A 13707-nucleotide genomic window follows, 5' to 3' on the forward strand; every position below is an offset into this window, starting at 1 on the left:
GATGATTCCGCAACGCGCACCCATCCTCGAACTGCGAGGGATCACCAAAGCCTTCGGCGGCGTCGAGGCGCTTCGCGGGGTCGATTTTGCGCTGTTCGCCGGCGAGATCCATGGTCTCGTCGGCGAAAACGGCGCGGGAAAAAGCACGCTGATGAAGATCATCGCCGGCGTGCATGCGGAGTTCTCCGGCCGTTCTATTCTGGACGGGAAGGACACCCGCTTCCGTTCGACCCGCGATGCGCATGCGGCCGGCATCGCCATGGTCCATCAGGAGCTGAGCGTCGCCCCCGACCTGTCGGTGGCCGAAAACGTCTTTCTCGGCACCCAGCCAACCAACCGCTTCGGCCTCGTACAGTGGCGGCGCATGGCGCGCGAGGCCGGCGAACAGCTCGCCAAATTCGGCATCGACGTCGATCCGATGTCGCGGCTCGGCGATCTGCCGATCGGCATGCAGCAGCTGATCGAGATCGCCCGCGTCCTGTTCTCGGGCGCCCGCATCGTCATTCTCGACGAGCCGACCTCCGCCCTCTCGCCGCCCGAGGTCGAGCGTCTGTTTGCGACGCTGCGGCGGCTGCGCGACGAGGGTTGCGCCATCGTCTTCATCTCGCATTTCATCGAGGACATTTTGCGCGTCTCCGACACCGTGACGGTGTTCCGCAACGGCCGGAAAGTCGCCGAGACAGAAGCGGCCGCGACCAGCAAGGCGGCACTGATCGAGGCCATGATCGGCAAGGGCAGCGAGGCGCTGGGCGAGACCTATACCGACGACATCATGCTGCCGCCGCCAACCGATCGTCCGGCGGTGCTGAAGGCGGACGAGCTCACGCTCGCCCGCAGCCTGCAGGACGTCTCGTTCGAGGCGCGCGGCGGCGAGGTCCTCGGCATCTACGGCTTTATGGGCTGCGGGCAGCTCGAGCTGGCGCGAATTCTATTTGGCAAGATCAAGCCCGACCGCGGCACGCTGATCGTGGGCGGCGAACCCAAATCCTTCGCCAGCACGGCGGCGGCGCGGCGCGCCGGCGTCGCCTTCGTTCCCGAGAGTCGTCGCGCCATGCTGTTCCACCAGGAGCCGGTCTACAAGAACATCTCGATCAGCGTGCTGGGCCGGATTTCGGCGCTGCTGCTCAAGCCCGCACGCGAGCGGTCGATCGCCGCGCGCCAGGTCGAGCAGTTGCAGATCAGGCCCGCGGCCGTCGAACTCGAACTCGGCATGCTGTCCGGCGGCAATCAGCAGAAGGTGGCGCTGGCGAAATGGCTGAGCTATCCGCCGCGCCTTTTGGTGCTGTGCGAGCCGACGCGCGGCATGGACGTCGGCGCCAAGAACGACGTCGTCAACATCGTCAGGGATCTGCGCGCCAAGGGACTGGCCGTGATCGTGCTTTCGACCGAACCGGAGACGGTGCTGTCGCTGGCCGACCGCATCATCGTCCTCAAGCGCGGCGCGGTGGTGCGCGAATTCGCCCATGAGATGGTCAGCAAGGACCGCCTGCTGCAAGCGGCTTGAGGAGAACTTTGAATGGCGAGCAGTGAAAGCGCGACAGTCCCGGCGGATCGCAAGCGGCCGCGCAGCGTCGGCAGGTTCCTGCGCTCGCAGATGCGCAACATCGCGCCGTTCCTGACGCTGATCTGCCTGACCGGGTTTTTTGCCGCCGCCAGCCCGTCGTTTGCGACGCTCGACAATTTCGGCAACATCCTGACCCAGGTATCGGTGACCGGCATCATCGCCGTCGGCCTCACCTTCGTGATCCTGTGCGCCGAGATCGACCTGTCGATCGCCAGCATCGCCAACGTCACCGGCATCGCGGTCGCCTATTTCACCCTGCAGGACTCCTACGTGAACATCGCCAACGTCCCGATGCCCGGCTGGGCCGCGGTCATGCTGGCGCTCGCGCTCTGCGCCCTGCTCGGTGTCGTCAACGCGTTCGGGCTCACCGTGATCGGCATTCCCTCCTTCATCATGACGCTGGCGATGATGCAGATCGCCGCGGGCATTTCCGCGCTGCTGGTGCGCGGCCAGATCGCCTACAAGGTGCCCGACGTGATCACGACGCTCGGATCGGGATCGATCGGCGGTATACCCTGCATCGTGATCGTGGCCGCGCTGATGCTGCTCGGCGGCCATCTGGTGCTGACCTACACCCGCTTCGGCCGCTACGTGTACATGGTCGGCGGCAACCGCGAGGCGGCGGAATATTCCGGGCTCAACGTCAAGCTCATCCTCGGCAGCGCGATGGTGATCGCGGCGGTCTGCTCGGGGATCGGCGGCATGCTCGGCGTCGCCCATTTCGGCAGCGCGCAGCAGAACGAGTTCGACACCTACCTGCTCGACTCGATCGCCGCCGTCGTGGTCGGCGGCACCAGCCTGTTCGGCGGCCGCGGCGGCATCGGCAACACCATCGTCGGCCTGTTCGTGCTCGGCGTCCTCAACAACGGCCTCGACCACGTCAACATCGACAGCTTCCTGAAGATCCTGATCCGCGGCCTGATCCTGCTCGCAGCGCTGGTGATCAACGTCTATGCGCAGCGGCTGCGGGAAAGGTCGGTTGATTGAAGGCAGCGTTCCAGGCCGTGAACCCATAGATCTGCCGAGGGCGCACATTTGCCAGAGTCCGCATTGCGTCGATGGATCGACATCGTCTGCGCGGACTGACATGTCCGCCAGGTGCGAATAACGGAAGTGACGCCTACCTTACGTTGTCGTAAAGTCTAGATTGCTCTGCGCTTGGTGCTGGGCACTGGACGGAACATGCGCAACTTGCTGATGATATTTGTGGCGGTATTGATGAACGGGATGCACGGCGCTCAGGCCCAGTCACTCACCGTCGACCCCGAGTCGATCGTCCCGCTGCCAGAGAAGTTCGACATGGAGACACCGGCACCCGACGTGCCGCCTGAGATTGCCCGCTTTCAGGGCGCATGGATTGGCACTTGGCACGACGACAGGCATATCCTCGTAGTCGAGCGCGTCAAACCTGACGGACATGCGAACGTCATTTTCGCGCAGTCGGACTCCGCCTTTTACGGCATGAATCGAGAATGGTGGCGCGACGAGGCGACGATCGTCGACGGCGTGCTGACGATGACAGGATTTCGTACCTTCCGTTACGCCTTCGACGGTCCGGACCGGCTGTACGTGACTGCAACGCTGAAGTCGGGCGGCGTTACCTCTGGAGCAATGGTCCGTACCGACGCGGCTCGCTTGGCCGCGGGGCAACGGCCCGGCGATTGGCCATGGCCCGGCGAGCGGGTGTGGATTCCGCACCTCATCGTTCGGACGCCCGATGGCGCACGGCCGATCATGTTGGAGGCGACGTTCTACCCGCCGACCGGCCCTGGCCCGGCGCCCCTTGCGATCTTCACCCACGGGTCCGATGTAGGCCGGAATCAGCTAAGGACCTGGTCGTTCTCAACCGAGGCGCATTGGCTTCGCGACAATGGTTTTGCCGTGCTGGCGCTGATGCGCCGAGGACGTGGCAGATCCGAAGGGATCAACGGCGAGGAAGACTTCGGACGCGCTAACGACGGCAGCCTCGTCGATGTCTCGACGGGCGTCGCACAAGCCGTTGAGGACCTCGAGTCGGCGATTGCCTACGGCCGCACGTTGCCCGGCGTTCGGCCAGGACCGGTGCTGGTCGCTGGCCAATCGCGCGGCGGCTTTCTCGCCATGCACTATGCCGGCCTCAAGCCCGGAGAGGTGATGGCCGTGGTGAATTTCACTGGTGGCTGGTACCCCTACGGGCCGGTGACCACGCCGTATTATGCGAAGGCAGGCCGCGGTGCTGCGGAGAAGGTTCCGCAGCTCTGGCTTTATGCCGACAGCGACAAACTCTACCCCGAAGCCCTGATCCGCGAATACTACCAAGCGTTCACCGCAACTGGGGGCCGTGCGCGCTTTGAACTTCTCCACGACGTTCCTGGTGACGGCCATCTGCTGCGACTTTATCCCAGCCGATGGCGACCGATCGCGGACGAATTCTTGGCTTCGCTCAGTCGCCAGCGCCCCTGACGGGCCCAATCCAGAGTTCGGTCGATGTCTGAAACGGGTCAATTGCGCCACTCTTACGGCTGTCTGATGGCGGTGCAAACCTGGTCGAGGGCTTTCGCCGAGTTGATATCTTTGTCGATCATGTCTTGAAGGACGCCGCCTATTCGGGAATGCCGGCCTTGATCAAGCCCTCCGCGAACACCTCGCAATGGGCGAAGCCGCGCAGATTGTTGCGCAGCACGCCCACCCTCAGCGGTGGCCCGACCTTGTTGCGGCGGACGGTGAATTCCTCCGCCTCTTCGATCAAGCCGAGATGCCCGCAGCAGCTGATGAGCGCATTGTAGTGCCCGGCGAATTCGGCATCGGCGGCGACCGATGCCCGGACATATGGCAGCGCCTCCGCAAAGCGCCGCGCCGCGAGCAACGCCAAACCGTGGATCGTGGTGTAAAGGCCGGCAAAGGAATCCAATGGGCTCATGCGAAGCGCTTTTGCAGTTTCGGCGATCGCATCATCGAAGCGACCCGCGCGCAACAACGCCCAGCCATAAGCCGTGCGCGCGAGCGCGAAGCTGGGATTGAGGTTGAGGGCGGCCTGGTGCTCGGCCAGCGCGCGCTGGTGTTGGCAGGAGGTGCTCAAGTTGAGGCCGACGGTCATGTGGGCCCACGGCTCGCTCTGGTCGAGGCGCAACGCCTCCTGGGCGTGCAAGGCGCTCTGCCTGTAGCCCTCGGAGCGGTCTTCAACGTAATAGTAGAGCGTGGCCCACCAGATCGCCCAGCTGAGTGTGGCGTGCGCTCGCGCATAGTTCGGGTCGATCTCTATGGCGCGGCGCAGCAAGCGTTGCGCCTCTTCGTTGTGCTTGCGGCCAAACTTGTTAATGAGGTCGATGGCGCGGACCACGGGTCCCCAGACATCGACGCTTTCAGGCGGCTGTCGGGTGGCACGATAGCCCTCCTGGGCGTAGAGGTGCGGCTCGATCGCGGCAACGATGTTTTCCGTGATCTCGTCCTGGACCGTGAAGATGTCGTGCAGTTCACGATCGTATTTCTCCGCCCAGATGTGCTTGGCCGTCTCGCCATCGATGAGCTGGCCCGTGATGCGGATGCGCTGGCCAGCCGTGCGTACGCTGCCCTCCAGGGCGTAGCGCACGCCCAGATCGCGGGCGATTGTCCTCACATCGACGGCTTTGTCTTTGTAGACAAAGGCCGAGTTGCGGGCGATGACGAAGAGCCAGCGAAGCCGGGACAGCGCTGTGGTGAGGTCCTCGGTGACGCCGTCCGCGAAGTACGCGCGCTCCGGATCGTCGCTGAGGTTCGTGAAAGGCAGGACCACGATGGACGGCCTGTCCGGCAATGGAAGAGTTGGCGGAGCCGACGCGGCAGCGGCCAAGCCGACGTTGACCCGAAATACCTGCAACGGGTCAGCGATGTTTTTCAAACGCTGCTCACCCATATCAGCGTACTGGGCGGCGATCTTACCCTTGACCTGTTCGTATGCGGAACGCGACAAGCAGATTCCGCCGGGTTCAGCAATTCCTTCGAGTCGCGCTGCGATATTGACACCATCGCCCAGAATGTCATCGCCCTCGACCAGCACCTCGCCGAGATTGATGCCGATGCGGTACAGCACGCGCTGTTCCGCGATCAGCTTGGCGTTGCGTCGGACCATTAGCTTCTGCATTTTGATAGCGCATTCGACCGCTGCCACCACCGATGGGAACTCAATGAGCACGCCGTCGCCCATGGTCTTGAAAATCCGTCCGTCGTGCTTTCCGACGATCGGCCGCATTGCCGCTAGATGGTCACGCAAGCGGCGCGCTGTCCCTGCCTCGTCCAAGCCCATGAGTCGGCTGTAACCAGCCACATCGGCGGCAAGGATCGCTGCAAGCCTGCGTTCGACCCGCTGCTGTGCCATGGACTGCTCTCCAGGCTACGGCTTGCGGCAACTGTACCACAATGAGCGCACGGCTATCACCACGGGGGCGATATCTGGTTCTGCCGCCGCCTTTTGCAGGTATGTCTGTTATGGGTCATTCGCAACCGCGTCGAGCAAGTCCGCAATCCGCTGAAAGCGGAAGTAGACCACATCCGAACCAGCACCCATCGAAATTCGGCCGCCAGTCGCGCATTTCTCGTGCCGCTTCGTCACATCGCCGATCGTGGGGAATGAGGACGATCCCACCATCATGGCACGCGCCAGCCTTAGGCTTCGCGCTTCGCAGACGGCGCGACGCTTCGGATCCTCGATCAGTTCGAGGCGATCAGAAGCAGACATCGCAGCGGCCTTAAGTGAGCGGTCAGCGCTCTCTTGGCCAGCATGTCGATGGCGGGTCATCGGTAGATATTTTTTCAACCCTAGGTAGCGCAATTCGGAATGTATGGTACCGTGCACTTATCGGAACGGCATTTCCGTTCCGGATTTGGAAGGACATGTCATGAGATTGTCGTCAAGCCTTGTCGCGCCCTCAGCTGTCGCTATCCTATCAACTGCATTGTTGTGCGGCCTGAGCGGTACGGCAATGTCGCAAACCGCAACGGGCTCAACCACCCCGCTTCCTGCCGTCACGGTCGACGCGCCGAAGCAGGTGGCAAGGCCGCTTCGGCCGGCGGTAAGGTCACAAAGGCCCGCTCGGGTGGCACACACGGTTGCATCTCCCCGGAGATCGCCAGCCGCGGCAATACGATCGACTTCGCCAGGTGCCATACTGGCGGGGCCAGGTACAACCATGGAGAAGCTTGCCGCGTTCGAGAAAATCTCCAACAATTGCAACGATGGTTGCCAAACAAGTTTCAAGTACGGCAACCAACCCTGGAATGGATGCTCGGTGTCCGGGGGGGTCCGCCTCCTTTTTCGCCAACGTGCAGAAACGTACACACAACTACAAAACCTATGCTGAGTGCCAGAACAGCCGACTGTTTTTGGGTGGGAGCAACGCTGGCGCCTGGTGGTATTGCAGCAGCCTGCTCGCCGGAGGGAAGTTGGCCGGGGAGAAGCCTCAGGTCGCCGAACTCAAGCGATCAGGACGTCGCTAGTTCATAACTGCCCGCTGGCTGCGCAAGTCCGGCCATGTCCGCAATCCGCCGAAAGCGGACGTAGATCATGCTTGGCCAGCCGTTCGTCCTTACTCCCTGAAATCCGGCTGCCAGTCGCGCACTTCCCGCGCCGCCCGGGTGACGGCGCCGATGGACGCAAACGACACCGGGTCCAGCAGCATCGCCCGCGCCAGACGCAGGCTTCCCGCTTCGCAGACGGCGCGGCGCTTCGGATCCTCGATCAGTTCGAAGTCGATATTGTGCGCGAGACCAAGGATGCGGCGGATGATCTTCGCTGCGGCAAACCCGACGGTGTCGGCAAACAGCTTCGCCATATAGGCCTGCCGCTCGGCCTCGAGGCGCGCCGTCCCGCCTGGTCCGGCAAACAGCGATATGGGATAGGCGTCGCCCTTCGCTTCCGTGCGCCAGAGTTCGACGAACTTGCGCGCGAATTCCGTCCATACGCCTTCGACCGTCTCCAGCAGCCATGTCTCGAAGGCGCGCCGATCGCCGGGCGACGTTTCGTGGCCGCTGGAGGCCAGATAGCCCATCAGGAGATTTGCGATCACGGCGCCGATATCGAAGCCCATCGGCCCATAGAATGCGAACTCGGGATCGATCACCCGCGTTTCGCGCTGCGTCACCATGATCGAGCCGGTATGAAGATCGCCGTGGATCAGCGCCTCCGGCGAGGCCATGAACTTCAGCTTGAGCCTGCTGATCGCGACATGAATATCCAAGTCTTCGCGAAAGCGCGCCGCGGTCGTATCCAGCCAGGGTGAGGTCCAGCGGTTCTGTTCGGCGACGCGGTAGGGATCGGTGAAGATCAGGTCCTCGGTGATCTTGCACAGCGCATGATTGCCGGCGAAGGCGGCAATGCCCTCCTTCTTTTCGGCGGCGGGGACCGCGAGATCGGAGCTGAAGAACAGCGTTCGCGCCAAAAACGTCGTGATGTCTTCGACAAAACGCGGATAAGTCGTCCCGGCCACCAGCCCCTTGCGCATGATGATATGCGGCTCAAGAAACTCCATCGCGATCAGGGCAAGCACCTCATCGTGGTGGAGCACCGCCGGCACCAGGGCGGGCGCCAGCCGGGCCTGATGGGTGAGCGCCAGATGTTCATAATGCGAGCGCGACAGCGGCAGCGGCCAGCTCTCGCCGACCAGGCGCACATAGGGCAGCGCCTGCTTGACGGCGATGCTGCCAGCCCCGCCGCGCACGATGAAGACAAGGTTGAGATTGCCGTCGCCGACCTCGCTGATCGACCAGGTTGCCGGCGCACCGCCAAGCTGGCTTGCGATCGCGGGAAGCTGCGCGAGATAGTCGCGCAGATCGGCCTCTCGCAGAATTCGGTATTGGTCCGGCCGAGGGGTATCCAACACTCGCTCTTGTGCGGTCATCGGTCGTCGCCTCCGGTTGTTGGCGCCTGAGCTTCGGTTTCACTCCCGCTCGAGGAAGTTGGAGCCGATGTCGGCCTTTTTCTTGATCGGATCGTAGTCGCAGTAGACGCTGTCGGCGACCAGCGTGTAGCTCGCGATGATCGTGTCCTTGTTGAGCTTGACCGAATTCAGGCCGATCGCCGCGGTCTGTTTGCCGCCGTTCCATTTGAACGGCGTCGAGCTCTGCGCCTTCTCGCAGGCCACGACCGCGTCGGGAAAGACCGCCTGTTCGACGAAGGCTTTCACCGTTCGAAGCTGGTTCAGCGTCTTCCAGTTCATGTAGAACGACCCGCCAAGGCCGGCGGCGAGCAGGATCACCAGAGCGATCATGATGCGTTGAAAAGTCATTTCTGTTCTCCCGGCAAGCTAGTGCCTGGCCTCGCCGCGCCGCATGTGTGCATTGAGGTACTCAAATTGCCCCTAGAACGGCGTCCCCATCAGCTTGGCCAGCCGCTCGATATTAAAGAATCCCTGATAATAGGCCCACATCGCGATGGCGAAAATGACCGCCGATATGATCGTGGTCCAGATCAGCTTGCCACCCATCCGCGCCAGGACCGGCGCGCCGGGATCGGTGCCGGGGGCGCCCTCGCCGTCCTCGTGCTGGCTGCGCACGCCGAACGGCAGCGTCACGAACAGCACGACCCACCACAACACGAAGTAGATCGCGAACATCGTCGAGATGTTGTAGGCCATCAGATCATGCTCCGATTTGATCGGATCATGATCTGATGCTCACATTTGAGCATGATCTCCGCGCAAACGCGTTCCGCGTTTGTCGCGAGGGAAAACCGGTGTCCACTTTTCCGGATCATGCTGTTTCAGGCCTGTTCGATTTCGACGAGCGCGCCGGAAAAATCCTTCGGATGAAAAAACAGCACCGGCTTGCCGTGCGCGCCGATCTTGGGCACGCCGTCGCCGAGCACGCGCGCGCCCTCGCTGATCAGCTTGTCGCGCGCCGCGATGATGTCGGGCACGTCGTAGCAGATATGATGGATGCCGCCGTCGGCGTTGCGCTCGACGAATTTGGCGATCGGTGACGCGTCGCCGAGCGGCTGGATGAACTCGATCTTGGTGTTCGGCAGCGTCACGAACACGGTGATGACGCCATGCTCCGGCAGCGGCACCGCGCCGGAGATTTCGGCGCCGAATGCGCCACCATAAATCCTGGCCGCCTTCTCGGCGTCCTTGACCGCGATCGCGACATGATTGAGCCGACCCAGCATCGTAGCTCCTCCCTTATTGCCCAGTTCCGCGGAACACGCGCTAGATCGTCAGCACATGCACGAGACAGATCGGCTTCTTGCCCCAATGTTCGTTCAGCACGGCACGTACCGCACGGCGCACCGATTCCGCGGTCGCATCCGCATCGCGCCGCCGCGCCCGCGGCAGGCCTTCCACGGTCGATACCACCACATCGAACACGATATCGTCGAGGGGTTCGCCGGCCGTATTCTTCTCGGGGATGCCGACCAGATCGACCTCGGGATCGTCGGCCAACTCGCCCTTGTCGGTCATCGCGATCGCCACGAAGGCACAGCCGGCAAATCCCATCCGTCGCCGCTCCACCACGGCGCGCGATTTGGAATCTTCCAGGATGGTGCCATCCTTGTAGATCCGGCCCGAAGGCAGTTGGTCGATGATGCCGGGGTCGCCGGGGCCGAGCTTGACCAGGTCGCCATTCTTGCAAATCAGGACCTTCGGCACGCCAGCGGTACGCGCCAGCTTGGCATGCTCGGACAGATGCAGCGCTTCGCCATGCACGGGGATCAGGAGCTGCGGACGCACCCAGGAGATCATGTCGCGCAGTTCGTCGCGGCGCGGATGGCCGGAGACATGGACCAGATCGGTGCGGTCGGTGATGACCTCGATGCCCTGCGTGACCAGGCCGTTGATGATGCTGCCGACCGCCTTCTCGTTGCCGGGAATGGTGCGCGAGGAGAAGATCACGCAGTCCCCCTTGTTCAGGGTTACCTGCGGATGGTCGTCATTGGCGATGCGCGCCAACGCCGCGCGCGGCTCGCCCTGGCTTCCCGTGCACAGCGCCAGCACCTTGTCGGGCGGGAAATGGCCGTAAAGATCCGCGCCGCGGAAATTCTGCACGCCGTCAAGATAGCCGGTTTCGCGCGCGACCTGCACCACGCGTTCCATGGCACGCCCGACCACAACGACCTCGCGGTCGGCGGCCTTGGCAGCGTCGGCGACCGCCTTCAGGCGCGCGACGTTGGAGGCGAAGGTGGTGACGGCGACCCGGCCCTTGGCGGCCTTTACCAATTTCGTAATGGTGGCGGCGACCTCGGTTTCCGAGGGCGAGCGCCCTTCCCGCACCGCATTGGTGGAATCCCCGACCAGCGCCAGCACGCCCTCGTCGCCCAGTTGGCGCAGGCGCCGCTCGTCGGTCGGCAGGCCGATGATCGGCGTCGGATCGATCTTCCAGTCGCCGGTGTGCAGCACGGTGCCGACCGAGGTGTGGATCGCCAGCGCGTGCGATTCCGGAATCGAATGCGCAACCGGGATAAATTCGACGTTGAACGGGCCGAGATGGACACGCCCGCCTGAAGGCACCACCGTGACCGGGATTTTCGGCGGATTGCGCTCGGCCGCCAGTTTGGCCTCGAACAGCGCGGCGCTGAACTTGGTCGCGTAGATCTTGCACTGCAGCTTCGGCCAGAGATCGATGATGGCGCCGAAATGATCCTCGTGGGCGTGCGTCAGCACCAGCCCCATCAGGTTCTTGCGTTCCTTCTCCAGGAAGCGGATGTCGGGCATGATCAGGTCGATACCCGGCAAATGCTCCTCGTCGCCAAAGGAGACGCCGAGATCGACCGCGAGCCAGGACCGCTGGTGGCGGTTGCCGAGCCCGTAGATCGACAGGTTCATGCCGATCTCGCCGACGCCGCCGAGCGGCGCAAAGGTCAGTTCATCTGGTTTAGCCATATCAGGCAGCTCCCACGGAGGCCGCCGAGCCAAAATAAACCTCGCCCGCGGCGATCGGGAGGTGTTTGCCTTCTGCGGTCCGGACGATCAGGCAGCCGCTTTCATCTATCGTGTCGAACGTGCCAGCGATAGTCGCAGTTCCGGTCTGGATGGCGACCGGCTCTCCGAGGCCGGCGGCGCGCGCCAGCCACAGCCGGCGGATTTCAGCAAAACCGCGACCATTGTCCCAGATGCCGCGGAATTCGACCCAGGCGTCCGACAGCACGGCGAACAGTTCCTCGGCGCCGACATGGACACCTAGCGCCGCCAGCGAAATGGCCGGCGTCGGCGTGCCCGTGGGGGCTGCGACCACATTGGTACCGATCCCGACCACGACGGCCAGCCGGTTGCCCGCGACAGCTTCGGCTTCGAGTGAAATACCGACCAGCTTCTGCTTCTCGACCAGTACGTCGTTCGGCCATTTCAGCTGGAATTTCAATGGGTCAGAGCCGGCCCTTCGCAGATTGGCCTCGATGCTCACCTGCTGCAGGGCGCTTGCGATCGCGAGCCCGGCGGCAAAGCCCAATGTCGCGGCAGTCGCGGGCGGGACGTCGATGATCTCGATAACACTGCTGGCAAGGTTGCCGCGCGGCGCGATCCAGGCGCGCTGGCGCCGTCCCTTTCCTGCCGTCTGCTCTGTCGTGACGAACCAAGTCGAGCCGGGCTCACCACTGCGGGCGTGCGCCATGGCCTCGGTATTGGTCGAGCCGACCTGGTCAAAGGCGGCGAGACGGTAACCCGCCGATAAGGCCCGGGAACCGAGCGCGAAGGTCATTTCAAATTTCTGCGCATGATCTTCTCCGAAAACCGGTTTCCACTTTTCGGGATCATGCGCGCTAGAACAGCGACTTCGCCGCGGCCGCGGCCACGCTGACCAGCAGCCCCGGATAGACGAAGAAGAAGATCGTGAAGACGCCGGTGATCGCCAGCACCACGCGCAGCTCGGTGCGCATCGGATCGAGCTGGCCTTCCGGCTCGTCGAAATACATCACCTTGATGATGCTGAGATAGTAGAACGCGCCCACGACGCTGGCGAGCACGCCGACCACGGCGAGCGTGAACAGGCCTGCCTTGATCGCGGCGACGAAGACGTACCATTTGGCAAAGAAGCCCGCGAGCGGCGGAATGCCGGCCAGCGAGAACAGCAGCATCGCAAAGAAGAAGGCGAGCAGCGGATTGGTGCGCGACAGGCCGGCAAAGTCGCTGATCTGCTCCATCGGCTGGCCGTTGCGCTTCATCGTCAGGATGACCGAGAAAGTGCCGAGGGTCATCGCGACATAGATCGCGATATAGACCAGCACGCCCTGCGCGCCCTCGACGGTGCCGGACGCGAGCCCGACCAGCGCAAAACCCATGTGGCCGATCGAGGAATAGGCCATTAGGCGCTTGATGTTCTTCTGCCCGATGGCGGCGAACGAGCCCAGCACCATCGAGGCGATCGCGACGAACACGATGATCTGCTGCCATTGCGAGACGATGCCCGGGAATGCCGTCAGCGCCACGCGCGTAAACACCGCCAATGCCGCCACCTTCGGCGCGGAGGCAAAGAACGCGGTCACGGGCGTCGGGGCGCCCTCATAGACGTCGGGCGTCCACATGTGGAACGGCACGGCGGACACCTTGAAGCAGAGGCCGGCGAGCAGGAACACCAGCCCGAACACGAGCCCGATATTGCCGGTTTTCGCAGCCGCCGCGATGCCGGCGAAGCTGACGGTGCCGGTAAAGCCGTAGACCAGCGAGGCGCCGTACAGCAGCATGCCCGACGACAGCGCGCCGAGCACAAAATACTTGAGGCCGGCTTCGGTGGACTTGGCGTTGTCGCGGTTGCTGGCGGCGACCACGTAGAGCGCCAGCGACATCAGTTCGAGCCCGAGATAGAGCATGATCAGGTCGCCGGCCGAGATCAGCACCATCATGCCGAGGGTCGAGAGCAGCACCAGGATCGAAAATTCGAAGGTCCGCCGCGACGGATCGGAGAGGAATTCGGTCGACAGGATCAGGGTTGCGCCCGAGCCGATCAGCGCCAGAATTTTGAGGAAACGCGCGAAATCGTCGACGATGAAGCTGCCGCCGAAGGTCGTGAGCTTGCCGGCCGGCAACATCAGCTCCAGCGCGCCGGTCACCACCAGCAGGCATATCGCAAGGGTGGTGACGAGGCGGGTCGTCCCCTCGCCGCCGCGATAGGCGCCGAGCATCAGCAGCGCCATGGCACCCGCGGCCAGCACCAGCTCCGGCAACACCGGCAGCAACTGATAACCTGCACTTTGGAAGCTCATG

At 63.4% G+C, this 13707-nt stretch carries 11 protein-coding genes and 1 pseudogene; 3 read left to right on the plus strand and 9 right to left on the minus strand.

Annotated features, from left to right (window positions below):
* The first annotated feature begins 1 nt into the window (after position 1).
* The 3 genes from JQ575_RS05155 to JQ575_RS05165 all read left to right on the plus strand — a co-directional run bounded on the left by JQ575_RS05155 (position 2) and on the right by JQ575_RS05165 (position 4006).
* Entirely contained in the window at positions 2–1504 is a 1503-nt protein-coding gene (locus tag JQ575_RS05155; RefSeq protein ID WP_212032172.1) for a sugar ABC transporter ATP-binding protein, read from the plus strand.
* Positions 1505–1516: 12 nt separating this feature from the next.
* Positions 1517–2551: an ABC transporter permease gene (locus JQ575_RS05160; protein WP_212032173.1), complete on the plus strand. Its 1035-nt coding sequence runs from the start codon at positions 1517–1519 to the stop codon at positions 2549–2551.
* A gap of 195 nt (positions 2552–2746) precedes the next feature.
* On the plus strand, positions 2747–4006 hold the full coding sequence (locus tag JQ575_RS05165) for a dienelactone hydrolase family protein (RefSeq protein ID WP_212032174.1): 1260 nt from the start codon (positions 2747–2749) through the stop codon (positions 4004–4006).
* 139 nt (positions 4007–4145) lie between these two features.
* Here JQ575_RS05165 and JQ575_RS05170 read toward each other — a convergent pair whose 3' ends face one another.
* The 9 genes and pseudogenes from JQ575_RS05170 to nuoN form a co-directional block, all read right to left on the minus strand.
* The gene (locus JQ575_RS05170; RefSeq protein WP_212032175.1) at positions 4146–5897 is read right to left on the minus strand and encodes an adenylate/guanylate cyclase domain-containing protein; all 1752 of its coding nucleotides are present in this window, start codon (positions 5895–5897) and stop codon (positions 4146–4148) included.
* A 190-nt stretch (positions 5898–6087) separates the two neighbouring features.
* Positions 6088–6236: pseudogene (locus JQ575_RS44415) on the minus strand (S-methyl-5-thioribose kinase); the annotation flags it as partial.
* Between the two features lie 868 nt (positions 6237–7104).
* Positions 7105–8394 carry an S-methyl-5-thioribose kinase gene (mtnK, locus tag JQ575_RS05180; protein ID WP_249166452.1) on the minus strand — a complete coding sequence of 430 codons (1290 nt, stop codon included), beginning with the start codon at positions 8392–8394 and terminating at the stop codon, positions 7105–7107.
* Positions 8395–8454: 60 nt separating this feature from the next.
* On the minus strand, positions 8455–8802 hold the full coding sequence (locus JQ575_RS05185) for a hypothetical protein (RefSeq protein WP_212032178.1): 348 nt from the start codon (positions 8800–8802) through the stop codon (positions 8455–8457).
* Between the two features lie 72 nt (positions 8803–8874).
* On the minus strand, positions 8875–9150 hold the full coding sequence (locus JQ575_RS05190; protein WP_212032179.1) for a DUF1467 family protein: 276 nt from the start codon (positions 9148–9150) through the stop codon (positions 8875–8877).
* Positions 9151–9275: 125 nt separating this feature from the next.
* Entirely contained in the window at positions 9276–9680 is a 405-nt protein-coding gene (mce, locus tag JQ575_RS05195; protein WP_192733440.1) for a methylmalonyl-CoA epimerase, read from the minus strand.
* Positions 9681–9720: 40 nt separating this feature from the next.
* A complete protein-coding gene (locus JQ575_RS05200) occupies positions 9721–11391 on the minus strand; it encodes a ribonuclease J (protein WP_212032180.1) in 1671 nt (556 codons plus the stop codon).
* A gap of 1 nt (position 11392) precedes the next feature.
* On the minus strand, positions 11393–12205 hold the full coding sequence (locus tag JQ575_RS05205; protein WP_212032181.1) for a biotin--[acetyl-CoA-carboxylase] ligase: 813 nt from the start codon (positions 12203–12205) through the stop codon (positions 11393–11395).
* 61 nt (positions 12206–12266) lie between these two features.
* Positions 12267–13706: an NADH-quinone oxidoreductase subunit NuoN gene (gene nuoN, locus JQ575_RS05210; protein WP_212032182.1), complete on the minus strand. Its 1440-nt coding sequence runs from the start codon at positions 13704–13706 to the stop codon at positions 12267–12269.
* Position 13707 lies beyond the last annotated feature (1 nt).

Source organism: Bradyrhizobium sp. JYMT SZCCT0428 (assembly GCF_018131075.1).
In the GTDB taxonomy this organism is placed as follows: domain Bacteria; phylum Pseudomonadota; class Alphaproteobacteria; order Rhizobiales; family Xanthobacteraceae; genus Bradyrhizobium.